General features: G+C 38.7%; 29 protein-coding genes. 20 read left to right on the top strand and 9 right to left on the bottom strand.

The features are described 5' to 3' along the window. Positions 1–66: 66 nt before the first annotated feature. Together EDD58_RS00235 and EDD58_RS00230 are read right to left on the bottom strand one after the other, a co-directional pair. Positions 67–1431 carry a protein kinase domain-containing protein gene (locus EDD58_RS00235; RefSeq protein ID WP_131922838.1) on the bottom strand — a complete coding sequence of 455 codons (1365 nt, stop codon included), beginning with the start codon at positions 1429–1431 and terminating at the stop codon, positions 67–69. Positions 1432–1720: 289 nt separating this feature from the next. Then, positions 1721–2386 (bottom strand): GDSL-type esterase/lipase family protein, encoded by a 666-nt coding sequence (locus EDD58_RS00230; protein ID WP_131922837.1) that lies wholly within the window; start codon positions 2384–2386, stop codon positions 1721–1723. Between the two features lie 285 nt (positions 2387–2671). Here EDD58_RS00230 and EDD58_RS00225 point away from each other — a divergent pair, with 285 nt between their 5' ends. Both EDD58_RS00225 and EDD58_RS00220 read left to right on the top strand, forming a co-directional pair. Continuing rightward, on the top strand, positions 2672–3397 hold the full coding sequence (locus tag EDD58_RS00225) for a metallophosphoesterase (protein WP_207903225.1): 726 nt from the start codon (positions 2672–2674) through the stop codon (positions 3395–3397). 198 nt (positions 3398–3595) lie between these two features. Beyond that, on the top strand, positions 3596–4348 hold the full coding sequence (locus EDD58_RS00220; protein WP_131922835.1) for a HEAT repeat domain-containing protein: 753 nt from the start codon (positions 3596–3598) through the stop codon (positions 4346–4348). Between the two features lie 78 nt (positions 4349–4426). Here the strand turns inward: EDD58_RS00220 and EDD58_RS15195 are convergent, their stop codons facing one another. Then, positions 4427–4720 carry a DivIVA domain-containing protein gene (locus EDD58_RS15195; RefSeq protein ID WP_131922834.1) on the bottom strand — a complete coding sequence of 98 codons (294 nt, stop codon included), beginning with the start codon at positions 4718–4720 and terminating at the stop codon, positions 4427–4429. Positions 4721–5267: 547 nt separating this feature from the next. On the opposite strand from EDD58_RS15195, the gene EDD58_RS00210 reads away from it, so the two are divergent. From EDD58_RS00210 to EDD58_RS00195, 4 genes are all read left to right on the top strand, one after another. Then, positions 5268–5765 carry a hypothetical protein gene (locus EDD58_RS00210; RefSeq protein WP_165875712.1) on the top strand — a complete coding sequence of 166 codons (498 nt, stop codon included), beginning with the start codon at positions 5268–5270 and terminating at the stop codon, positions 5763–5765. A gap of 242 nt (positions 5766–6007) precedes the next feature. Then, positions 6008–6556 carry an NADPH-dependent FMN reductase gene (locus EDD58_RS00205; RefSeq protein ID WP_341539260.1) on the top strand — a complete coding sequence of 183 codons (549 nt, stop codon included), beginning with the start codon at positions 6008–6010 and terminating at the stop codon, positions 6554–6556. A 108-nt stretch (positions 6557–6664) separates the two neighbouring features. Next, positions 6665–7102, top strand: a complete 438-nt coding sequence (gene mntR / locus EDD58_RS00200) for a transcriptional regulator MntR (RefSeq protein WP_131922831.1) — start codon at positions 6665–6667, stop codon at positions 7100–7102. 91 nt (positions 7103–7193) lie between these two features. Then, a complete protein-coding gene (locus tag EDD58_RS00195; RefSeq protein ID WP_131922830.1) occupies positions 7194–8156 on the top strand; it encodes a patatin-like phospholipase family protein in 963 nt (320 codons plus the stop codon). Between the two features lie 64 nt (positions 8157–8220). Here the strand turns inward: EDD58_RS00195 and EDD58_RS00190 are convergent, their stop codons facing one another. Together EDD58_RS00190 and EDD58_RS00185 are read right to left on the bottom strand one after the other, a co-directional pair. Continuing rightward, positions 8221–8493 (bottom strand): hypothetical protein, encoded by a 273-nt coding sequence (locus EDD58_RS00190; RefSeq protein WP_131922829.1) that lies wholly within the window; start codon positions 8491–8493, stop codon positions 8221–8223. A gap of 32 nt (positions 8494–8525) precedes the next feature. Next, positions 8526–9506 carry a DUF1385 domain-containing protein gene (locus EDD58_RS00185; RefSeq protein ID WP_131922828.1) on the bottom strand — a complete coding sequence of 327 codons (981 nt, stop codon included), beginning with the start codon at positions 9504–9506 and terminating at the stop codon, positions 8526–8528. Positions 9507–9730: 224 nt separating this feature from the next. Here EDD58_RS00185 and aroQ point away from each other — a divergent pair, with 224 nt between their 5' ends. The 4 genes from aroQ to EDD58_RS00165 all read left to right on the top strand — a co-directional run bounded on the left by aroQ (position 9731) and on the right by EDD58_RS00165 (position 13054). After that, positions 9731–10177, top strand: coding sequence for a type II 3-dehydroquinate dehydratase (gene aroQ / locus EDD58_RS00180; RefSeq protein ID WP_131923403.1), 447 nt, complete (start codon positions 9731–9733; stop codon positions 10175–10177). Positions 10178–10194: 17 nt separating this feature from the next. Next, positions 10195–11265 (top strand): M24 family metallopeptidase, encoded by a 1071-nt coding sequence (locus EDD58_RS00175; RefSeq protein WP_131922827.1) that lies wholly within the window; start codon positions 10195–10197, stop codon positions 11263–11265. Positions 11266–11280: 15 nt separating this feature from the next. After that, a complete protein-coding gene (gene efp, locus EDD58_RS00170; protein ID WP_131922826.1) occupies positions 11281–11838 on the top strand; it encodes an elongation factor P in 558 nt (185 codons plus the stop codon). Between the two features lie 70 nt (positions 11839–11908). Further along, entirely contained in the window at positions 11909–13054 is a 1146-nt protein-coding gene (locus tag EDD58_RS00165) for a conserved virulence factor C family protein (RefSeq protein ID WP_131922825.1), read from the top strand. A 90-nt stretch (positions 13055–13144) separates the two neighbouring features. Here the strand turns inward: EDD58_RS00165 and EDD58_RS00160 are convergent, their stop codons facing one another. The 4 genes from EDD58_RS00160 to EDD58_RS00145 form a co-directional block, all read right to left on the bottom strand. Then, the gene (locus tag EDD58_RS00160; RefSeq protein ID WP_131922824.1) at positions 13145–14500 is read right to left on the bottom strand and encodes a S8 family serine peptidase; all 1356 of its coding nucleotides are present in this window, start codon (positions 14498–14500) and stop codon (positions 13145–13147) included. A 237-nt stretch (positions 14501–14737) separates the two neighbouring features. Continuing rightward, on the bottom strand, positions 14738–15193 hold the full coding sequence (locus tag EDD58_RS00155; protein WP_131922823.1) for a DUF441 domain-containing protein: 456 nt from the start codon (positions 15191–15193) through the stop codon (positions 14738–14740). 83 nt (positions 15194–15276) lie between these two features. Then, complete coding sequence (gene comA, locus EDD58_RS00150) at positions 15277–16071, bottom strand: phosphosulfolactate synthase (protein ID WP_131922822.1); 795 nt, start codon at positions 16069–16071, stop codon at positions 15277–15279. A gap of 112 nt (positions 16072–16183) precedes the next feature. Beyond that, positions 16184–17464 (bottom strand): MFS transporter, encoded by a 1281-nt coding sequence (locus EDD58_RS00145; RefSeq protein WP_131922821.1) that lies wholly within the window; start codon positions 17462–17464, stop codon positions 16184–16186. 144 nt (positions 17465–17608) lie between these two features. Between EDD58_RS00145 and EDD58_RS00140 the strand changes: the two genes are divergently transcribed. The 10 genes from EDD58_RS00140 to EDD58_RS00095 all read left to right on the top strand — a co-directional run bounded on the left by EDD58_RS00140 (position 17609) and on the right by EDD58_RS00095 (position 24154). Beyond that, a complete protein-coding gene (locus tag EDD58_RS00140; RefSeq protein ID WP_131922820.1) occupies positions 17609–18055 on the top strand; it encodes a CD1247 N-terminal domain-containing protein in 447 nt (148 codons plus the stop codon). Between the two features lie 124 nt (positions 18056–18179). Then, positions 18180–19145, top strand: coding sequence for a stage III sporulation protein AA (spoIIIAA, locus tag EDD58_RS00135; RefSeq protein WP_131922819.1), 966 nt, complete (start codon positions 18180–18182; stop codon positions 19143–19145). Further along, on the top strand, positions 19142–19663 hold the full coding sequence (gene spoIIIAB, locus EDD58_RS00130) for a stage III sporulation protein SpoIIIAB (RefSeq protein WP_131922818.1): 522 nt from the start codon (positions 19142–19144) through the stop codon (positions 19661–19663). Before spoIIIAA ends, spoIIIAB begins: the two co-directional genes overlap by 4 nt. A 32-nt stretch (positions 19664–19695) precedes the next feature. Then, the gene (gene spoIIIAC / locus EDD58_RS00125; protein ID WP_131922817.1) at positions 19696–19902 is read left to right on the top strand and encodes a stage III sporulation protein AC; all 207 of its coding nucleotides are present in this window, start codon (positions 19696–19698) and stop codon (positions 19900–19902) included. A gap of 15 nt (positions 19903–19917) precedes the next feature. Beyond that, positions 19918–20307 (top strand): stage III sporulation protein AD, encoded by a 390-nt coding sequence (gene spoIIIAD / locus EDD58_RS00120; RefSeq protein WP_131922816.1) that lies wholly within the window; start codon positions 19918–19920, stop codon positions 20305–20307. 11 nt (positions 20308–20318) lie between these two features. Next, complete coding sequence (gene spoIIIAE, locus EDD58_RS00115; RefSeq protein WP_131922815.1) at positions 20319–21512, top strand: stage III sporulation protein AE; 1194 nt, start codon at positions 20319–20321, stop codon at positions 21510–21512. Positions 21513–21525: 13 nt separating this feature from the next. Beyond that, positions 21526–22179, top strand: a complete 654-nt coding sequence (gene spoIIIAF, locus EDD58_RS00110) for a stage III sporulation protein AF (RefSeq protein WP_165875711.1) — start codon at positions 21526–21528, stop codon at positions 22177–22179. A 19-nt stretch (positions 22180–22198) separates the two neighbouring features. Beyond that, entirely contained in the window at positions 22199–22810 is a 612-nt protein-coding gene (spoIIIAG, locus tag EDD58_RS00105) for a stage III sporulation protein AG (RefSeq protein WP_131922813.1), read from the top strand. A gap of 14 nt (positions 22811–22824) precedes the next feature. Continuing rightward, a complete protein-coding gene (locus tag EDD58_RS00100) occupies positions 22825–23388 on the top strand; it encodes a SpoIIIAH-like family protein (RefSeq protein ID WP_131922812.1) in 564 nt (187 codons plus the stop codon). 241 nt (positions 23389–23629) lie between these two features. Beyond that, positions 23630–24154 (top strand): GNAT family N-acetyltransferase, encoded by a 525-nt coding sequence (locus EDD58_RS00095; protein ID WP_131922811.1) that lies wholly within the window; start codon positions 23630–23632, stop codon positions 24152–24154. The last annotated feature ends 194 nt before the right edge of the window (positions 24155–24348 follow it).

Genomic DNA, 24348 nt, shown 5'->3' with positions numbered 1-24348 from the left:
CAATAAAGGAATTTGAAGGAATTTGAAGGAATTTGAATGTAAAAAACCGGGTCTCCACCCGGTTTTTTATTTGTCTTCATTTATAAATTGTTTGATATAAGTATCAGTAATATTAAATTTTTTCACGATTTCCTTGACTTCATTGCGTTGTAGTTCAGCGTCCTCCACATTAGGAAAATTGCCTACTCTTACTTGATATAAGGTTTGATCATCTTTTTGAGTTTGATGAACTTCTACTTTTGCTATCCCGTTATTCTCCAAGGTCGTTTTTAAATCTTTTGCGCTTGATTTGGAAGAAAAGGTGCCTACAATTATTTTAAAGTGAGCTTGAGAGGGGGACTGACCAGAAGCATTAGCAGTAGAAACAGATTGGTTTTGTGAAGGAGAAAATGGATTCCAAATGATGAGACCTCCAACTACAATGAGAAGAACAACGGCAGACACACCCCAAAGAACAATTGGCTTTTTCGAGGGATGTTGATCTTCGATTCGATCACGCCGTAAAGGAATGTTTCCTTTTTCCGTAGATCCATCTTTTGTTTCGAAAGATAAGGGGATATGGAATGTTCCCTTTTCAGTTGGTGTAAAAGTTTTTGTTTGCTTAATCTCGATCAAAGCTTCGCTCAACGCATTTTTTAACTCTTCAATGGATTGGTAACGATCTTTAGATTCTTTTTGTAAGGCTTTCATGATAATATGATAAAGTTCATTAGATAATTGCGGATTTAAATTTCTAGGGTCAGGAATAGGCTCATTGATATGTTGGATAGCGATGGAAATATATTCAGCTCCATCATACGGAGTTTGCCCTGTAACTAGTTCATAGAGAACGACTCCGACAGAATAGATATCTGATGAAAAATTTACTTCAAGTCCTCGAGCTTGTTCAGGAGACAAATAATGGACAGAGCCCATGACGGTTTCATCTTTAGATAATGTAGATTTAGAGTTAATAAGTCTTGAGATTCCAAAATCAGCAACTTTATATCGTCCATCAGACGCAGCCATAATATTGTGTGGCTTTATATCTCGATGGATAATTCCATTTTGATGGGCATTAGCCAGTCCGTCACAGATTTGTATTGTAATATTTATGGCTTCTTCATCAGAGAAAGAACCACGCTCTTTAATTTGGTTTGATAGAGGAACTCCATCAATTAACTCCATGACCATATAATAAGTTGAACCTTCACGTCCTACATCATATACACTCACAACGTTGGGATGGGATAGTTTAGCAGTTGCTTTTGCTTCACGGATAAATCTCATGATAAATCCTTCGTCATGGCAATGGGACTCATGAATCATCTTGATTGCTACATAACGTTCAAGAAATAAATCCATGGCTTTATAGACAACAGCCATTCCACCTTTTCCAACACGTTCAATAATTTGATATCTCCCGCCCAACTGCCGTTCTTCCACTCTCATCACCTTTCTTGTATAAAAAAACTCGGACGCCCATCCATATACAAGATCATTTTTAAGTAAAACGAATTCATTTCTACATGTAAATTTTGAAAAAATGAAAGAGGAGTTCTCTTTACTCAACTTGTACTAAATAAGGAGTACCTTGTCAATATTATATTCTTGAATTTCCCAATAAACAATCTACTTTTATACCATAATAAAAAATGTTCTTTTTTAATCATATCTACATATGAATCGTTTATATTGTAATAAGTAGATGTCAACATTGCTTAAATTTCTTTTAAATGATTTACTTTAAGTCCGATGAGTAATGATCCCAAAAAAGCTGGGCTATTTTATGATGTCCAAGTGTATTGGGGTGGATCGGATTTTGCTGTATAAAAGGGATAAAGTCGTTAAAGCGACCTGTACGATAGCCTGCAATATATTTTGCCTGTTGATTCATAAAAGGTTTATTTAGATCAACGACAGTAACGTTCCACCGTTTCGAGTGCTTGATAATGATTAGATTAAGGGTAGAGATGATTTGATTAGAAAGAGGTTCATTCGGAAATGGATTATAGAGAGTGAAAGAATAGATCTTTGCAGATGTATAGGTTCCTAACCATTGCAAAAGATTGTTAAATTGAAGAGAATAGATAGAGAGTGCTTTATTAATCTCAAGCTTGTTTCCTGTAATTAAATATTTAAGATATGCATGGTTAAGGTCATTTCCTCCGATTAATAATGTAATGAGTTGAGCTTGTTGAAGAAATGCTTGTAATCGAGGGTTTTGAATGATGGATGTTAGCCCTTGACTCGTTAATCCTTTTCGAGAAATATTAGTAAAATATACATATGGGTAAGTTTTTCTTAGTTGGTTAGCAATTAAAATAGCATAACCTTGTCTCATAAGAGCCCCTGTACCAAAGGTGATTGAGTCACCTAAAGCTATATAGTAAACAGAATGATTCATCGTTCTTGCACTTCCTTTTTTTTACAGAATAAAATGCTTGATGTCATTCAGATTGAAAGACTGTCTTTGAAATATAGAAATACCAAGAACGTTGTGAGCTTGCAACTACTCCTATAAATAAAATATGTAAAACCTAGTTTAAAAGGTTGGACATGATGGAACGATGATTCATTTTTATGAGTGTCTATTTTTTTCGAGCAAAATGATTATATGGATTTTGATCCAGATTGCTCATCTAGAGTTAGATCTGAAGATAGGACGTGGATGATGTTGGCTATTTATGCCTTGAGCGATTTACATTTATCTTTTAATAAACCTGTGGATTTGTATCATATAAATCCAGAAAAGGATATCAATAAACCTATGGATATATTCGGCTGGGACCGCCATTACGATCAAATTCGTGATAACTGGTTGGAGACAGTTAGATCGGACGATACTGTTTTGATCCCAGGTGACATAAGCTGGGCAATGAAATTAGAAGAAGCTCGCTATGATTTTGATTGGATTAACCAATTACCGGGTAAAAAAATACTATCCCCTGGTAACCATTGCTATTATGTTCAAAGTAAAAAAAAGGTGAGAGAAGCATTGCCACAAGGCATGGAATGGATCGATGCTGACTTCACCCTTGTGGAAGATCTAGTGATTGCAGGTACTCGTGGTTGGAATTTGCCTGGAGACCATTCTTATAAGGAAGAGGCAGATCGAAAAATCTACGAACGTCAGGTAGGGCGTCTTCGAATGGCTTTGGAAGGTTCGATGAAAAAGTATCCGGAATATGAAAAAATAGTTATGATCCACTTTCCACCTATAACAAAATATTCGACTGAGTCTGGATTTATGGATGTGATGAAGGAATTTGGAGTAAAGATGTGCATTTATGGACACATGCATGGAAAGTCAGCTGAGGAGGCCATTCAGGGGGTGATCGACGGGATTGAATTGAAATTGGTGGCTTGTGATGCCCTTCAGTTTTGCCCAGTGTTATTAAAAAATAGCGCTTTATGAGAAAAAGTGTTGGATATTTTTATGCAACCAGTAGCCTATTTAGAGAAGATAAGTGAAATTTGTTATCTTCGAGAAAAAAACTAAAAAAATGTTACACTTAATCTTTAATTAAATTGAAAACTCATATATGCTAAAATTGAGAATAATGATATCCATTCGCAGTCCAAATTTTAATAATGGAGAGAGCATCCGAGGAATATGAACAACCTGGAAACGATTAGGATTCAGATTCAAGAGTTACAGAGGCAAGGTACTGGTAAAGCTTTACACACACTATTAGAAATGTTGAATTCGGGAAATGAAGAAACTATGATTGAAGTGATTGAAGCACTTCCGTCATTTGCCCCTAATCCAACAATTAAAGCAAAGCTAATTCGATTGAGCAAACACGGGAATCAAGTGATTCGTTTCCATGCAGTCAGTTCATTATACTTTTTTAAAGATGAAGAGATTGAACAGGTAATGATCCAAGCTTTACAAGACCCTGATCCACTGGTTCAAGTTGAAGCAGTAGAAAATCTAGGTTTTTTTCGCTCTTATCGATCAATTCCTAACTTATTACCCTTATTGCTTCACCAAGATGAACTATTGCGCGGGGAAGTTGCACTAGCGATTGGACGTATGGGAGATATGCGAATTGTTCCCGTGTTAGAAAAATTATTGCTCAAGGAACAGAGTGATACAGTACGTGTACGCTATTATGCTTGTTTGTATTTATTAGATCAACAGAATTATTTTCAGCCATTATTGGGGATGTTACATAGTCCCGAATATAAAACTCGTAGAGCTACAGCCAATTTACTTAGCGAATTTGTACATGAAAAGGATGTAGAATGGGTATCTTTGGCTCTACGTGCGCGATTGAGACACGAGCGCACAGGTAAGGTTCGAACTGCATTGGAAAATGCACTTGAAGAGATTGAAAGTAAATTTGGTAAACAATATGGCTGAAGGAAACTTAAAAACAGGCAATTCCTAAAAGGAAAAGCCTGTTTTTAGTTTCTAAAAATTTGTTCGTCTATGCAAGCTTTATCTGTAGAATGATTGATTTCGATAGGGATCATGAGGGGAAGGACGTTCAAGTTGCTCACGCAGTAAACGATTTTCTTCCCGGAGTTGTTGAATATCATACATGAGCTGTTCGAGTAAATGCTCAACATGTTGAAGTTTGTCATCTTTCTGTTGTGAAGATGGATTACTCTCAAACTCTATGTAATCTTTAATAATTTGATCCAGAAAATCATTGACTTGATTGATGTCATAGCCACGCAATACCTTTTTAAATTCTTTACTATGAATTTGGTGAGCAGTTAGACGGGGCATACAAATTCCTCCTGTTTACAATATAATCAGAATTATTGAAAATGGATCATTAGAAATAGTCTGCCCTATTCAGTGGTTGGATTTCATTGTTTACAATAGTTTAAGCCGAGTGTGAATGGCTCCCATTATTTTGACTTGTCTATATATGTTTCATTTTGTACCAACTAATTCCTTCTTGATAAGAAGATTGATGTTGAAAAAGAAACATTGAGATCTTTTTGCTGACTTCCAAATGGGGATTCATTGATTCGTTTGGACAGAACTCATAACATCTATATTTTCTTTAATTATATAAGAGTAAAGTGTTTGTTTATATCTATTTTTAATACATTCCGCTAATTTTGTCTATATTTTTACAAAGATTACCCAATGCTTTTTATTTGATTAGAAAAATTTATCCATTGGTTGTGCAGATGGAAGTGAATATCACTAAAGTTTGCGTTATAAAGTTCCTATTATTTCACCAGGAAGTAAAAGAAGTTTTTGATTTAGAGAGTGTCTATACCAAAATTAGGAGCACTACATATGATGTGGAGTACAAAGGGGGATGGAGGTAGAAGAAATGACTTGTTCAAATCGAAATATATTGAAAAACAGTGATTTTAAAAAAGGAATAGCTCCTTGGACAGGAGACAATCTTCGTTGGGTTCGTAATCCATTGGATGCAGATGACCATGTTATTTTTATGAATAAGAAAAAAGGGTCTGGCTACCCAGTCTTGAAACAAACAGTCTCAGGACCGTTTGAGAATAAATGTGTATATAATTTAAATTTTCGTCTTTTTAACTTATCTGAGTCTGGTGCTACAACCCTTTTTGCAACAGTTATTTATCAGGATCGCAATAAGAAAATCATTCGTTCTACGCCCTTATGGATGAACCCTCCCAAATCAAAGAAAGATGCTTGGTTTTCCTATTTAACGATTGTCCCTCCTCCGCCTAGAAACGCAGTCTATACTTCCGTCTCATTTTTATTGATAAAAGGTACTGTTTTGGTGGATTATATCCGTTTGACATCCAGAGCCTTAGAAGAGGCTCCCTCTTAGAAAGGGGGCCTGAACATCGAGGCTTTAGATGATAAGGATGATTTGTGTAGGGGATAAATCTCACTAATATGTAGCAATAATGGGTTAAATCTTGTATACTTTTACGTGCAAAATAGTTGATGTTGATAGATATTTTGTACATAGAACTTGTTTTTAAACATGATAAGGTTCACATATTGACCGTAAAGACAGCGGAGGTTATCATGCCCCGTGTTCCATAAGGAGTGAATAAGTTGAATATTGTGGCTGTTGCTGGGAGTTTAAATGAAAAGTCTACCACGCATCAAGCAGTTGGAGTGATTGCTCAATCTGCCCAACAAGCTGGAGCAGAAGTGGAGATATTTGATTTGAGAAAAGAGCCTCTCCCCATTTATGATGGTCGTTCTGATGACTCAACTTACCCTGCTACTGTTCATCGTTTTAAAGAATTAATGTTGAAAGCAGATGGATTTATCTTGGGTTCACCTGAATACCATGGGAGTATCTCAGGAGTGTTAAAAAATGCCCTTGATTTTATTAGTGCACGTGAATTTGAAGGAAAGGTAGTTGCACTTGTAGGAACTGCTGGCGGAGCGATGGGAGCTACGAATACTTTAAATACGATGAATATCATTTGTCGAAATTTACACGCTTGGCCAATTCCCTCTATGGTTTCTGTACCTAGTTCATATATGGCGTTTCATCCAGATGGTACATTGAAAGACGAAAAGTTACAGCTTCGTTTGCAAAGTTTAGGAGAAAACTTAGTCAGCACGATTCGATTACTTAATGCTGAATTACGCACAAAATAACGACATTAGGTCGGCGCTTAGGTGTTCGTCTTTAGGATATGGTAAGATAGACAAGACTCAAATTCTACATACTTGTAGACATTGGAATCCAATTTAGGGAGGGCCTCCATGCCAACACCAAGTATGGAAGATTATTTAGAAAATATTTATAAGTTGATTGAACAAAAAGGGTATGCAAGAGTTTCTGATATTGCAGAAGCTTTGGAAGTACACCCTTCCTCTGTAACAAAAATGGTACAGAAGTTAGATCACAATAAATACCTTATATATGAAAAATATCGTGGTTTAGTTCTAACGACCAAAGGGAAAAAAATAGGTAAACGTCTAGTAGACAGACACTATTTATTGGAACAATTTTTGCGTGTCATTGGGGTTAGTGAAGAGTTGATTTATCAGGATGTGGAAGGAATCGAACATCATTTGAGTTGGGATTCCATCACCTGTATTGAAAACTTAGTTCAATATCTGGAGCAACATCCCGAGATTGTCAAACATTTACACTTATTGAAAGAAGAAGATACCACAGCAGAAGATATCGGTTCTTAAACACAAACCATGGGGGTTTCTCCGTGGTTTTTTTTCGATGTGGCACATACATTTTTATAAGGGATGTTTGCCACAAAAGGAGGAGAAGCCGGTGTGGGCTGATGCGGTGTTTGAAGGTGGTGGAGTAAAAGGAATTGGATTGGTTGGGGCATTGACTGTTGCTGAAGATAAAGGTTATCAATGGAAAAATTTAGCCGGGGCTTCAGCTGGTTCAATTATTGCGAGTTTATTGGCTGCTGGATATACAGCAAAGGAACTTCAACAAATCATGATTAAACAAAATTTTCTTGATTTCCTTTCTCCTACGTGGTTGCATAAAATTCCTTATCTAGGACCTTCGGCGAGGTTGTGGATTAAGAAAGGTTTATACTCAGGACATGTCTTAGAACAATGGCTAGAAAAATTGCTATTAGCCAAAGGAATTCATACATTTGCTGATCTAAAGGATGGAAGGGAATTACTCGTTATCGCTTCAGATATCTCTAGAGGTCAGTTGCTAGTTTTGCCTCGTGATTTAGAAGAGTATGGATATGATCCAGAGCAGCTTTCGATTGCACGGGTGGTACGTATGAGTTGTAGTATTCCTTTCTTCTTTGATCCAGTGAAAATTATGCACTATCCAACTCGTACCCCATGTTATATTGTGGATGGGGGAGTATTAAGTAATTTCCCTATTTGGCTGTTTGATGAAACAAGTCCCCACTGCCCTACATTTGGCTTTCGGTTAGTTTCTAAGGGAGATTATCAAGTTCATCAGATTGATGGACCCTTTAGTATGTTCAAATCTATATTTTTTACGATGCTAGATGCTCATGATAATCGATATATCAAGAAACAAGACCAAGTGAGAACGATACTGGTACCTACACTAGATGTGAAACTGACTGATTTTTCAATCGAAGATAAACAAAGGGAACAGTTATATCAATCAGGTGTGACAGCAGCAGAAAGCTTCTTTAAAACTTGGAACTATGATCGGTATTTAGCTGATCATAGTGATGAAACGAGAGTTCGGATCAATAAAAGGTCAGATTCTCTGGATGGAACAGCCTAACTTAAAAGCCCTTGTCTACTTCATTTGTAGACAAGGGCTTTCTGGCTACTTTTCGTGGATCACATCAGAATGGCTTTTTATTTCCGTCAATCACACGAAAAGTTCTTCGTTTTCGTTTTTTATTTAATTTCCCTTGCTCTCTTCTTGGTTGGTAAGGTGTAGAAGTTATTTTTAACAACCAACGAGGAGGATATTTATATAGAAGAAAGATGACTCCGATGATTAGTAGTGGGACTAAAACGTACAGCGGTGACTCGATCAATGTTCTAATTAAGCCCAAGGCAACGAGAGAGAGGATCAGGTAAGACCACAGATTAAAAGCGGTTGTACCTTTCACGAATCGATCCCCCTTTCAGTATGATGGTGGTGCTAATGAGCTAAGACAGATGAAGGTGAGGATGTGAGTGTTGCTGTTTGTGCATCTAATTCACGCATCCGGTTAAATGCAGCGATCGCTACTTCCACTTGGTCATCCATGGGTTCCTTTGTTGTAAGCTTTTGTAACCAAAGTCCGGGATAACCCATGTACCTAAGAATAGGAATATCACGCATAGCATTCGTAGCTTGAAGTACTTCATAGGAAAGACCAATGACGAGTGGAAGTAACATAATCCGAGTGAAGATTCGATCCCAAACATCTTCATAAGGGAAGAAGGAGTAGATGAATACACCTACTAGGATCGAGATAATGATAAAACTACTTCCACATCGATAATGAAGAGTCGATTGTTTTTGTACATTCTTTATTGTTAATTCTTCCCCAGATTCATAAGTACTAATCACTTTGTGCTCAGCCCCATGATATTGAAAAACTCGCTTGATCATAGGCGTTTGCGAAATTCCCCAAAGGTATGCGAGCAATAGTACTGTTTTAATTCCACCTTCTATTAAGTTCTGTACAATATTATTTTTAATCCAAGGAAAAAGAACGCTTGCTAAAAAAGCAGGTAGTGTAGTAAAGATTAGCTTTCCAATTATTAGAGATATAACACCCACCACGGCAACTCCTATGATTAAAGAAAGGTTTGAGCCACTTGATGTACTCTCTACTTGATTAGGAGTGGACACATCGTTCGTTCCAGACTCATCATCTTCATCCAATTCATAACGATCTGAAGCATATTGCAAGTGTTTTGCACCTGAAGCACTTGATTCAATCAAGGCGACAAGCCCGCGAATGACTGGTATTTTTTTGAAAAATCGTAATGAAGGAATTGTTTTTTTAGTTACTTCATATGTTTCAATTCGCCCGTCCTTACGACGAATTGCTGTCACTTGGGTGTAGCGGCCGCCAAACATGACTCCTTCGACGACTGCTTGCCCCCCATATGGGATGGGTTTATCAGACACTTTGGACCTGCACCACCTTCAAAGATTGATGTTGATGTTTATTTTTCAGAAATATAGCTTGAAAATTGGGGGTGTTACATTTATTTTACCATAATGAGGGTGAAGCAGTAAGGATACAAATCGGGACATAGACAAATGCAGAAACTCATGGGAAAATAATATGTTGTGTAGGCGTTTTATTTCTATGTATTATGGTACAATACGGAAAGAATAGGGAAGTGACAGTGATGAATGTACTCATTTTGCATGGCCCTAACCTGAATCGAATGGGCAAAAGGGAACCACATATATATGGACATATGACATTAGAAGAAATGAATGATCGTTTAGTTCAATTAGGGGCAAAATGGAATATGAACGTCACTTGTACACAAAGTAATATCGAAGGCGAACTCATTCATATAATTCATGAGGCAGAAGGACGTTTTGACTACATAATCTTAAATCCCGGAGCTTATACCCATTATAGTTATGCGCTTCGCGATGCAATTGCCTCTGTTGAGGTTCCAGTGATTGAAGTTCATTTGTCTAATGTTCATGCTCGTGAAACATTTCGTCACACCTCGGTCACTGCTCCCGTTTGTCAGGGGCAAATCGTGGGCTTTGGGTGGAAAAGTTACCAACTTGCACTGACAGCAATTAGGGGTTTTACAGAGGAAAAAACCAATTAAATTAAGGGGTGAAGATAGTGCAAAAGCGGATCGAAGCTCTTCGCGGAGAAATGAACAAATCGAATATGGAAGCTATTTTAATTAGCCATCCGATCAATCGTCGTTATATCACAGGATTTACAGGTTCGGCGGGATTGGCATTAATCACTCAAAATGAAGCACTTTTAATTACGGATTTTCGCTATGTCACACAGGTTCAAGAGCAAGTTCCGCATATGACACTAGTGAAACATGAAGGACCTATTTTGGAGACGGTAGCTCAATCCGCTCAACAATTGGGAATTCAAACCCTTTCTTTTGAACAAGACCATCTCACTTTTGCACAACATCACGAACTACAAGAAGCTTTAGGGAAGATCGCAACAGCTCCAGTGAGTGGTGTGATAGAAAATCTACGTATGTTTAAGGATGAAGAAGAACTTTCCTTGATTCGTAAAGCCTGTCAAATTGCTGATCAAACATTTGAACGGATTATTCAAGAAATTAAACCAGGTATGCGCGAATTAGATGTTGCTTTACGTTTAGAATTTATCATGAGAGACCTTGGGGCATCCTCTTCTTCTTTTGATATCATTGTAGCTTCTGGTAAACGAGGTGCTTTACCTCACGGTACTGCTAGTGAGAAGGTTTTGGAAAAAGGCGATTTGGTTACAATGGACTTTGGCGCATGGTATCAAGGATATGCGTCAGATATCACACGGACCATTATACTAGGTCAACCGAGTGAAAAACAGAAAGAGATTTATGACATTGTCTTAGAAGCAGGGAAAAGATCCATTGCAGTGATTCGCCCAGGTATAACCGGAATTGAAGCGGATGCTGCCGCCCGGGATTATATTACTGAACATGGGTATGGTGAGTATTTTGGACATAGCACAGGGCACGGTTTAGGTTTAGAAGTGCATGAGCTTCCACGCCTATCAGTTAAAGGTGAAGAAGAACTAAAACCGGGTATGGTTGTTACCGTAGAGCCTGGTATTTATCTATCAGAACTAGGTGGAGTTCGAATTGAAGATGATGTAGTTGTAACTGAAGATGGGTGTGAAGTATTGACTCATTGTACCAAAGATCTTATTATCATTGACTAATACGGAGGAACCTGAATGATTAGTGTAAACGATTTCCGGACAGGGCTAACCATCGAGTTGGATGGCGATGTATGGCAAGTGGTTGAGTTCCAACATGTAAAACCAGGAAAAGGCGCGGCATTTGTTCGCTCCAAATTACGTAATTTAAGAAATGGTAATATCCAAGAAAAAACTTTCCGTGCAGGAGAAAAAGTCCCCAAAGCATTGGTTGAAACTCGCCAAATGCAATACTTGTACGAATCAGGCGGAGACTATACCTTCATGGATAATGAAACATATGATCAAATCACATTAACTGAAGAGCAGTTGAAATACGAGCTGAATTTCCTACAAGAGAATATGAATGTGCAGATCGTGACCTTTAAAGGTGAAACCATTGGAGTTCAATTGCCAAATACAGTAGAATTGGAAGTAGTTGAAACAGAACCAGGAATCAAAGGAGATACAGCTACTGGTGGAAGCAAGTCCGCTAAATTAGCTACTGGATTCACGGTTCAAGTTCCATTGTTTATCAATCTAGGAGACAAACTTATCATTGATACCCGTAGTGGTGATTATGTGTCGCGTGCTTAATGATAATGCTATAACCTCTGAAGCACTAACGCTTTCAGGGGTTTTTTAGTTCATTGGAGGGAGCGAAAAAATGAAAATTGTATCGATTGAGCCTACCCCTTCTCCAAATGTAATGAAGTGTAATCTAGATGAATCATTGCCTACAGGGATTAATTATAACTTGAATCAAGAGAAGAGCATGGAAGCTCCTTTATATTTAAAGAAGTTGTTGAAGATTGAAGGTGTGACTAGTCTATTTCAAGTACTTGATTTTATTTCCATAGAACGACACCCAAAAGCAGATTGGCAGAAGATTCTGCATGAAGTGAGGGAGACGTTAGGAGAAGCAACATCCACCACATCGAATTCAGCAGTGCAATCTATTGATGATAAGTCTAATCAAGAAGGATTTGGAGAAGTAGAGGTTTGGATTCAAAAACTTAAAGAGATTCCAATGCAGATTAAGTTAGTGAAGAATGGGGAAGAGTTTCGCTTTGGCTTACCTGATCGTTTTAAAGAAGCTGTCATGGCGGCGCAAGTCGTTACTTCGAATCTGGTTTTTGAGCGGAAGTGGGAAAAACAAAGCCCTCGATATGGAGAGGTTCAGGAAGTAGCTACCCAAGTAGAAGAAGAGATTTCAGCTGCTTACCATGAAGAACGCTTACAACAGTTAGTTCATCAAATGTTACACGCAACTCAGGGGTCGACAAAACAGGTGGTTGAGGCGAAAGATGTGGTAGAGGCTTTGAAGCACTCAGATTGGAAACATCGTTTTGCGATTTTTGAACAATTTGAGCCAACCCTTGAAACCATCGAAGTGTTGGAGATTGCACTCCAAGACTCTAAAACAGCGATTCGTCGTCAAGCAGTCGTTTATCTGGGGTATCTAGAGAGTAAAGAGGCACTTCCTTACTTATATGAAGCATTACAGGATCATTCTGCGGTTGTTAGACGAACAGCAGGGGACACGATTTCTGATCTGGGATTCCCAGAAGCAATCCCAGCGATGTGTAAAGTGCTTCAGGATCAGAATAAATTAGTTCGTTGGCGGGCTGCTAGATTTTTGTATGAAGTAGGAGATGATCAAGCGATTCCTGCTTTAAAAGAAGCAATAGATGATCCTGAATTTGAAGTGAAGATGCAAGTACAAATGGCTTTGGAACGAATCGAGCGGGGCGAGGAAGCTAGCGGAACGGTTTGGCAACAAATGACCCGAAGGATGAAAGAAAAAGAGTAAAGCTAATAGTGATCGTAGTATGAAGTATGCTTATCGGATCAATGATCATTCAAAGTCAAAACCCCTTGGAAACTTTCCAAGGGGTTTTGATTATTTGTGATTTAAAGCACGGTAAGCATTTGCTAAACCAGATCCACTTTCAGCGTCTTTACCTTTTTTATAGATATCTTCAGCTGATTGTTCGATGATTGCTTTCACTTGTGCTGGTTTTAGGTTGTTTTTACCATGTTTAGCAATAATCACACCTGCAACACCTGCAACTTTAGGAGCTGCCATGGAGGTTCCTGCGTAGAAAGCATAGCCATGACCAGTCACATTACCTTTGGCATCTACTTGAGGAACAGTGCTTAAACAGAGATAACTATTGTCACGACCTAGACCTGTTTCAGGGTCGTAATTAGGACCTAAATCTCCACCTGGAGCCATTACATTAATTTTACCTACACCATAGTTGGAGTAGAAAGTGAGTTGCTTGCCTAAGTTACCAGCGGATACACGGATCAAGTTACCTGCTGGGTCGCGGTGAGTAGCTCCATTCAGATCTTCACCATAGAGTTGTTGGGTAAGTTTAGCTGGGTTATGGATATCAACGCCCGCATTACCAGCTGAACCAACTACCGTAACTCCTTTTTGATCTGCATAAGAAATAGCTTTCTTAAATAGGTTGATATCTGCTTGAATATCTTTAGGTGTAGTTTCAGGGTCTTTTTTATATTGATAGCTTCCTAAGCTCATATTTACAACATCATAGTCTTTGTCAGCAGCATATTTCAATGCTTGTGCGATGGAAGCTGTAGATGCTCCACCATCTTTGGCAAAGACTTTTAATCCAGCGATTCCAAGTTCGGGTCCAATCCCTAGAGATTGTCCGTTAGCCGCAATGCTACCAGCCACATGGCTTCCATGTCCGTCAAAGTCTTGAGGAGTGGCTTCACCAGGAACGAAGGATTTTGCATCAACGATATTTGCTTTTAAGTCTGGATGCTCTAAGTCAATTCCGGTGTCGATGACTGCAACAACGACATCTTTGGTGCCTTTGGAGATTTTATAGCTTTCTCCATTTTCCGTGACTTGTTTGATATCCCATTGGTATTGATCATAGATTGGATGGTCAGAAGAAACATTCAATTCAACTTTTTCAACAGCATCATGAGTGATCTTGACGGTGCGTCCAGCATTATCCACAGATTTTTCATTAGAAATGTTGTTTAAAAATTGTGGGTTGGAGGAGACAGCTTGTACAAACGCAAGGTCTTCATCTGCATTTATAATAGAACCGCCAGCACTTTGAATTAGTTTTTGTACATCAGCAGGAAGTTTATTTCCTTTAAAGTTGATCGTATACGTGGTAGGAGCTGTTTGTTCAACTGCTTGAACTGCTGCTGTTGGAGCAATCAGTCCGACAGAGAGAATGGCAGACAACCCCAATGTCATCAGTTTCTTCATTTGAATCCCCCTTGAAATGATATTCAGGCCGGATATCTGAATATCCAATATAGATCTATAAGCCTGATAGTTTATATTATATATATATATTGAATAGGTTTAAAGAACTAATTTAATAAAGTTGGGTATTTATTAATAATATTAAGTGTTTTTGGTTATTTTTGTATATATTTAAGCTGCTAATTCAAGAAGATCAATGGGATTAAAAAATGGGCAAAGAAAGTTTCCTTGCCCTCATTAGGATTGCCAAAGATGAAATATTTTCATTAAAAATGCGGTTATTCCCGCTGCCATTAAGGGTCCGACAGGTATTCCACGCATGAAGATAATACCAAAGATCGAGCCGATCACTAAACCTACAATGAGCTGTGGATCAATCTTTAGCAAATCAAGCCCTTTACCATTCATATAGGTGGCTAAAGCTCCTCCGGTTAATGCCAACAAACCTGGTACGGAAGTAAAGACATCCATCACATCTTTATATGTAATCCGTCCAGAGGCAAAAGGGACAAGTACCGCAATGGTCAGAAATAATAAACCAAACTCTAATCCTCGTCGTTCTACGGCAGGAAAAAAACGCTCCAAGTGAATTAACTTTAAGATGAGTAGAAGACTGGCAGCTGTAGCAATTAAGGGAGAGCGCCCAACTATTCCAATCACAATTAGGATGACCAGTAATATATCTGGATTCAATAATCCTCTCTCCAGTCCATACTAGTTTTTCTAATACTGTATGAAATGGAGTGGTGATTTAGTAGACATGCTATGAAATGTTTTTATGTCCACCAACTTAACGTGTCGGACCGTAATCCTCGACGTAACGATTCTACTGATAAAACATCATGGGGAGCGATATTACCTAGATTGGTCTGAACACCAAAGCGTTCAAATAATTCAACTTGTTGGTCTTTTTGAGGAGCTTCCCAGATCACTAAAGAAGGAGTTAAAACTTTTTGTAGTTCTGAAAGATAAGTGGTATTAATTTTTCCCTCACGATCAAACATGCCTATATTTTTCCCTGTTTCACGTCCTTCCATGATGACAAAGGAAGCCCCAGCTTGTAAATCTTGTTCATATATTTTTAGGACTTCTGACACTGAAAGAACTGAACCACTCTTTTTTTTGCCCACTTCAGTTAGTACTTGAAGACCTTCCGAGCGAGCATATTGAATACAGGAAGATCGATCCGAATCAGAGATCGAGATGGTTCCATCTGATATTTCTACCCAAGAGAAGCCCAATTTACATAAATGATTGATATATTTCGAAAAATATTTTTGCATCCAAGCAATTTCAAAAAAGGTTCCACCTGGATATAGATGTATGTAGTGTTTTTGTGCATGATTAAGTTTTTTTTGCAAAATAGGTTGAGGAGTGATGGCGGCGGTTCCGAAACCTAACTTAAGAAAGTCAATGTACTCTCCAGATAATTGACATAAATCTTCAAAAGCTGTTAGACCTAATCCTTTATCCATGACCATTGTACATCCGATTTCTCTCGGTTTACTCTTTCGTTCTTTTGATAAATCAGTTAAGTCAGGCTCCCAAGTAATAAAAGAATCTATCTTCATATAACTCGCCTCACTTCCTAAAAATGGGTTATTCTGTATTATATGCAAAAGATGAGGCGAGTGTATAGATTTTTTATTTCATTTTGAATCAGAAAGATTTCAGAACGACGATTTAAGTAGCAGGATGGAAGCGACGTTTCCGAAGTAATACACGGGAATGTCCATCTTTTCCACGAAGGTGTTGAGGACGATGAATCATTAATCCAGCTAAAACGGTTACAATTCCCATGGCAGCGGCAACACTTAAGAAGAGTACGATCGGTCGGTTGGTTAATGCTCCGAAGACAGGTGGACCTAGGGCGACTCCAAAAAAACGAACACTTCCATACAATGAGGTAATCACTCCACGTTCTTGAATGCCTACAGCGGAAGTAATTAATGTGTTTAGACAAGGGACGATTAATCCTGTTCCAGTCCCGATTAGGGAGGATAAAATAATCGTCATCACAGCACCCGAAAACCAAGGCATAGCAGCGACAGAAGCAGTAATCGTAATTAATCCAATCATAATCAAGCGTTTCATCATACGAGCATGATTTTTAATATAGGAACCTGTCCAGTACGCAGTTACAGCTAGAAAAAGAACGGGGATGGCGATGACAAATCCTTTGATTAATCCATCCAATCCATACCGTTTTTCTAGTAAGTCTGATAAATAAAACAGTACTCCAAATGTTGTAAAGAAGATAAGTAGACCTGCCAAAAAAGTAATAGAAATCCAGCGTCCTTGTCGTTTAAATGTTTTAAAAATGCGTTCTTTATACTGAACAAGGGGTAAAGGTTTTTGTTCTAAAGCGGGTTCATCAATCAATTTCCACAAAGCAATGGCAACAGGAATTGTAAAAATAGGGAAGACGAAAAACATAGCATACCAAGTAATGGCGGCGAGCAATGACCCGAAAATAGGGCTAAGTACTTTTCCCATTGCATTGGAGGATTCAATAATTCCTAAGGCTTTACTTCGCTCCCCTTTTTTAAATAGGTCACCAGCGAGAACCATGGCGATGGGAGCCGTACCAGCTGCCCCGATTCCTTGGATGATTCTTGCGATGAGTAAAAAGAGATAAGAACCTCCTTGCCAAATCGAAGCAATCCCCCCAAGTAAACCACCAATCCCATAAATAATGAGACTTACAACAATCACCCGTTTTCGTCCTAAGCGATCAGCCAAAATTCCAGCGATGGGGATGACAATGGCTGCAGGGATCGAAAATAAAGTGATTAATAAACTGACTTGAAACGTGGTAATCCCTAGCTCCTTTCCAATCGTTGGCAATACTGGAATCAACATAGAGTTTCCAAGTACCATGATGAGAGGGATTGAGCTTAGTACGATGAGCACGGCCGCGTTGGGGGTTGTCTTTTGTTTTTTATTTAAATTCGCTGTAGTCATCCAATTCACCTCAAATGTTGTCTGCTTTCATTAGAATGTCCTAAGTTCCTTTTTCTTATCAAATCCCAATAATTAGTTGCGTATGGTTCTTTAACCCTCAGGTAAAAACTAACCCTAACACCATAAGAAAGTGAGGGTGAAGAAATGTTTGAACGACTCAAAAGGGACTTATCTTATATTGAAGGGTTAATGGAGGGAAGTAATTTCTCACAAAACTCTCCTGAGCAGAAAGTAATCGAACGACTGGTCAAAGTTGTTGAAGATTTGGTTGAAACAACTCAGCATATGGATTTACGTCAGATCGAATTGGAAGATTATGTAGATGTGATTGATGAAGATCTTAACGACTTAGAATTACTTACTTATGGAGATTTGGACAACGACGATGATGAGAACGAAATGGTTGAGCTTACATGTCCAGAATGTGGTGAGGATGTATGGATCGATACTGCTGATTTAGAGGATGAATCGATTGAGCTATTATGTCCAGAGTGTCATACTACCCTGATCATGGAGGATGCTGCCCATGATGAGGATTTGGAGATTCAATTCATTCCTGAAAAAGATCCAGGTGTTCTCATTCGCAGTTAAAAGTAAAAAACGCCTACAAGCCGATCAACTTGTAGGCGTTTTTTTATGAGTTTTTATCATGCTTGTCATATTAGAAACAAGCCTACATAAGATGGGAATAAAAAGACATGTCAGGAGGTGCTCCATGTCAGTCAAACCAATTTATCAAGTCCTTCCTCCTTCAATTCGAGAACTGATTCAATCTCTTCCTCGGACTATTTTAGGCTGTCTGGAGGAAATTCGAGTGAGACAAGACCGCCCCTTAGAAGTGATCACTTCGGAGCAGTCCTGGTTTGTTAGCCAGAATTGCCAACTTACTCTACAGCCTAAAGAAAGTGTACTCCCATCTCGAGAGGATTGCCGAAAAATGCTGAATCTCATCAGTAATCATTCCTTATATACGATGGAAGAAGAGTTGCGTCGTGGCTATGTCACCGTGGAGGGTGGGCATCGCATTGGATTGGTAGGAAAGGTAGTTATGGATCAAGGGAAGGTAAAGCATCTACGAGATGTGACAGGCTTTAATGTTCGAATGGCACGTCAAGTAATTGGAGTGGGAGAACCCATTATTCCCTATCTGTTTCATGATAATCAGGTGGAAAATGTTCTGATCATTTCACCTCCTCAGTGTGGAAAGACCACATTGATTAGGGATTTGGCAAGGATCGCCAGTACAGGTCATGAACAATTTGCATCACGAAAAGTAGGTATTGTGGATGAACGCTCTGAGATTGCTGGCTGTGTTCATGGAGTTCCTCAACATGATATCGGTCCACGAACTGATGTTTTAGATGCTTGTCCAAAAGCAGAAGGAATGATGATGATGATCCGTTCGATGTCACCTGAAGTTCTGGTTGTTGATGAAATCGGAAGAAAAGAAGATAGTGATGCAGTTCATGAGGCGATTTATGCAGGGGTTCATTTATTTACAACTGTTCATGGAAAATCGATTGAGGAGATTTGTCATCGACCCATTCTCTCGGGACTAATTCGAGAAGGGGTTTTCAGACGGATGATTGTTTTAAGTAGACGTCAAGGACCTGGAACAGTCGAACTAATCGCTGACCAAAACTTAAGACCTTTGAAAAGAACGTTGGAGATTCCATCATGATTGCAAAAATCATTGGTTCCATTTTAGTAGTTGTGGCTTGCTCAGCAATCGGATTTCAAATGTCTAAACGCTTAGCGGATCGACCACGTCAAATTCGACAACTTCGCTCCTCCTTAACCTTACTTGAAACAGAGATTGGATATGGAACGCGTCACTTGAGTGAAGCTTGTACTTCTATTGCACAGAGAGAACAAGGAATCATTTCTCACCTTTTTAAGGAGTGGGGACATCGGTTATCCCAAATGGATGGATCTTCTACATATGAGTGTTTTCAAGAAGTGATTGAGCAATGTTGGAAGATAACAGCAATGGGAAAAGCGGAGAAATCGATTCTACTTAGCTTGTGTCAAACATTAGGAATGTCGGATCGCGAAAATCAACTCCATCATCTTCACCTTACTAAAACCAATTTGGAGGTTGAGGAAGATCTGGCACGGGATGAACAAGCTCGTTATGAAAAAATGTACAAATCAATGGGGTTATTAACCGGGATCTTGTTAGCTATTTTACTTATTTAGTCTGTTACTTCATGAGCGGATGGGGGGTACTTATGCCGTACCATTTAGATCAAGTTTTTCAAATTGCAGGTATCGGAATCATTGTGGCGATGATACACACGGTATTGAAGCAAATGGGGAAAGAAGATTTTGCCCATTGGGTCACCTTGTTTGGATTTGGAGTGGTGCTGTTTATGGTGGCGATGCTAATCCAAGATTTGTTTCAAACGATTAAAAATGTGTTTCTCTTTCGTTCATGATGGGAGGCGATCCGCTTGGAAATTATCCAGGTGGTGGGGATCGGACTAGTTACCACTTTTTTAGTACTTGTCATCAAAGAGCAAAAACCTGTATTCGCCTTTTTACTTGCTACTTTTGTAGGAGTGATCATTTTTATCACTTTGGCACAAAAACTAGCAGAAGTCATTGGAGTGATTTCAAATCTAGCCCAACAAGCGAAAGTAAATGAGCTCTTCTTATCTACGATTCTAAAAATTATTGGAATTGCTTATATTGCAGAGTTTGGAGCGCAAGTCACACGGGATGCAGGACAAGGTTCAATCGCTTCTAAAATCGAGTTAGCTGGAAAGGTTTTAATCATGGTGATGGCGATTCCCATTATTTCAGTGGTGATTGAAAGTGTGATGAAAATTTTGCGCGTGTGAGGATGAAAAGAATGTTGCAAAAAAGAGGAATCATTCTACTCATTGTCTTTCTTAGTCTTATTCTATCTCAATGGGCTTGGGCAGAAGGAGAGGATGAAGGTACTTCCTCTGTGAGTAATGAATTGATTCGAACCCAGTTAAACCAGTTACAGACGGAGGAAGTGGAGTCATTTTGGCAACAGTTACAAACTAATTATGGTAGTTATTTTGACGGACAAACCCCAAGTAGTTTATTTGACTTTCTGTTATCGAATGGGGACGAACTGAGTGTCGAGGAAGTACTGAAGGCATTTGCACGCTACTTCTTTCATGAGGTTTTGTACAATGGCAAACTGTTAGGGATGATCATGGTCCTTACAGTCTTTAGTATGATTTTGCAAACGCTACAGTCTGCATTTGAGCATAATCAAGTAAGTAAAGTAGCCTATGCGATTGTCTTTATGGTCATCATTGTCTTAGCTGTGAATAGCTTTAAAGTTGCGATTGATGCAGCAAAATCGGCAATTGGGGGCATGATTGACTTTATGATGGCCTTAATGCCGCTAATGTTGACATTACTAGCGACATTGGGAAATATTACTTCTGTTTCACTCTTTCATCCTTTAATTGTGTTCATGATCAACATCATTGGCACATTAATCTATACAATTGTTTTTCCTTTACTCTTTTTTGCTACGATTCTTAGCATTGTCAGTTGTATGTCTGAAAAATATAAAGTAAATCAACTTGCTGGTTTGATGAGGAAATTGAGTATTGCCATCTTAGGTGGACTTCTTACCATTTTCCTCGGAGTGATCTCAGTCCAAGGAGCCGCTACTTCTGTCACAGATGGGGTAACGGTTCGAACCGCAAAATATATCACAGGTAACTTTGTCCCTGTTGTAGGTCGATCGATTTCTGAAGCGGCAGATACCGTTGTGGGAGCATCTTTATTGGTGAAAAATACAATTGGACTGGCTGGTGTGATCATTTTACTTCTCGTTTGTGCATTTCCAGCACTTAAGATCCTTTCTCTAGCCTTTATCTATAATTTCTCGGCAGCTGTGATGCAACCATTAGGGAATAGCCCGATTATTGAAAGTCTAAGCATCATTGGACGAACAATGATTTATATTTTTGCAGCCCTAGCTACTGTAGGATTGATGTTTTTTCTAGCTATTACCATTATTATTGCGTCGGGGAATATTTCGGTGATGATGAGGTAGGTGAACAAGCATGATGGAGTGGCTTAGTGAATGGCTAAAGCAGATTGTTTTACTAGTTTTGATTGCCACCTTTATCGATTTATTATTACCTAACCATTCCATGGATCGCTATGTCAAATTAGTCATGGGTTTACTTATTACCATGGCGATTCTCTCACCGATTTTAAGCTTATTTACTGAAGAGTTAGATATCACGAAGTTAGCTTTTGAAAAACAAGGTGGTTCATCAGCCGATTCGATGTTACCACTCTCTCAAATCGAAGAAAAGAGTGAAAAGCTGAAACAACAGCAAAGCCAGCTCATTCAGAAACAGACTGAAAGTAGCATGGAGAAGATGATCTCAGATGCTCTTCAACAACAGTTTACGGTGGAGGTGATGAAAACGAATGTGATCACGGAGATAAGTCCAGAACAAGTCCAAAAAGTTAAGAGAATCGAGGTGGTTGCTAAAGTGAAGGAGAAAGAATCGATTCCTGCTACCTCTCAAGAAGTCCAATCAGCCATTCAACCTATAGAGTCGGTTCGGATTGGAGGGCAAATCATGACAAATCAGGGATCTTCCCAAGACGAAACCTCTCAAACGGCTCAATTATTAGTGGATTTTCTTACACGAACATGGCATCTAGAACCTGATCAGGTTGTCGTAAGAGTAGATCCAGCTTGGTAGAGGATGGAGGTAGACAGGGATGTTTAAAAATTTGTTTACCCAAAATAATGATGAATCAGAGAAAGGAAAAGCAAAAAACAAGCTTCCTTGGTTGTTGGTTTTGGGTGGGGCTGGGGTGATGGTGTTAATTTTTTCCTCTTTTATGGGACAGGGAGACCCGAAGCCTCTCGAAAGCAATAGTATTATCCCAGAAAACCCCTCGAAATCGGTGGAGGCAAAAGTTGTTTCATCGATGCAGTCTTATGAGGAGGAGTATGAGAAACAATTATCAGAAGTCTTAAGTAAAATTGTCGGTGTGGAAGATGTTTCAGTTGTTGTCAATCTCGACTCGACTGAAGAAGAAGTGGTTCAAGTGAATGAACGGGATTCTGAGCAAGTGACAACTGAGGTGGATAAAGCAGGAGGAAATCGTTCCATCACACAAAACACGCATGATAAACAAGCTGCTTTTTACAATGGGAAAGAAGGTCAACATCCTGTGGTGGTGAAACGGTTGAAGCCTAAAGTGAGAGGGGTTCTTGTTGTAGCAAGAGGTGTTGAAAATCTACAAGTAAAGTCGATTGTCATTGAAGCAGTTCAACGGATCTTAGATGTTCCCATGCATCGAATCTCGGTACAACCTAAAGGTTAGAAGGAGGTTATTTTATGACCATGAATAAACAAACAGTGTGGTTAGTCACGATGTTAACACTCATGATTGTTTTATCAGCATACTATATTGTCACAGGACCAGTTCAACCTGCGGATCAAGTGGTGAAGCAGACTACGGATGACAAAACAGGTAGTATGGATGTGAATATCAAAACGGTGGGACAATCCGCAGATCCCAAAACAGAACCCACCACAAGTAGCAAAGCGAATCACGACTATTTTGTCGCTTATCAGATTCAAAGAGATACATTGCGTGGGAAGTTGACAGAAGAGTATATGAAAGTGATGACCAATCCTGAGGCGACCAAACAAGAGTCCGACGAAGCGAACAAAAAGATTAACCAGTTGATGAAGGTTGATAAAGCTGAATCGGTACTAGAGGAGTTGATCCGTAAGGAAGGTTACAATGATGCTGTTGTGGTCACCACTGAATCCCATGTAGATGTCGTTGTCCAAAGCGAAAAATTATCCAATAATCAAGCGGTTAAATTAATCTCGTTGGCTAAACAACATCTACAAGTTTCTCCAGCCAATGTAACAGTTACTTTCCGTCCATAAGGTGAAAAGTAATCACTCAGCTTTAATGGTTGGATGTATGTTTTGCGTGAAATGAAATGGTATAATTAACACAATGTAAAGAGAGAGTTCGCACAAGTATGTGAACTCTCTCTTTATTTAAATTGAACTTTTTCGATCAGTCTGTGATTTATAGGGTTAAATTGCAGACGGAAAAGGGGCTTGAGTGTTATGATAGTACATATTTCCCTTAACGAGTATCTGTAAAGGTAGGCGAAGGCAATTGAAATGGAATCAGATTGAACTGGAAAAGGTGAATTATGAGTCCAAGCCAGTTTTGCAACAACTATTAGAGTTTTATCAATATGACTGTTCTGATTTTGAAAGTTATGATCTAAATCAACATGGTTGTTATGGATATAAATATTTAGATCATTACTGGACTGAAGAAGGAAGATTCCCATTTTTCATTAAAGTGGATGGTGTTTTAGCTGGCTTTGCCCTTGTCAATGACTATTGTTATACAGATGCTGACTTTAGTATGGCTGAGTTTTTTGTAGTGAAAAAATATCGGAACACTGGAGTAGGAACCTATGCAACGCAAATTTTGTTAGAACGCTTTCCAGGAGAGTGGGAAGTGGTTCAAACTCCTAATAATCTTCCAGCACAACGTTTTTGGAAAAAGGTAATCGGTCATTTTACGAACCAACAATATAAAGAGTACCCGATGGGAGTCGGTGCTTGGAGTGGTCCGATCATTAGATTTTCATCCGTTCAAGAACCTTACTATTTTGAAATTAGTATATAAACAATTCGACTATTAAAGGAAGAAAAATAAAATCATTTTCATTGGAGATCATACTCCAAATACCAATAAATAGGCTGAGAAACTCCGACTTTGGAGTTTATTCATTTTTTATATCATCAAAATGCGATATAAATAGGGCCTTTAGAGTAAATCGTTGTTGAACAAGTCATACATAAGTTTTTTTATCGTTCGAA

The organism is Hazenella coriacea (genome assembly GCF_004341825.1).
Taxonomy (GTDB): Bacteria; Bacillota; Bacilli; order Thermoactinomycetales; family Thermoactinomycetaceae; genus Hazenella; species Hazenella coriacea.
This window is presented reverse-complemented; position numbering and strand designations above follow the sequence as displayed.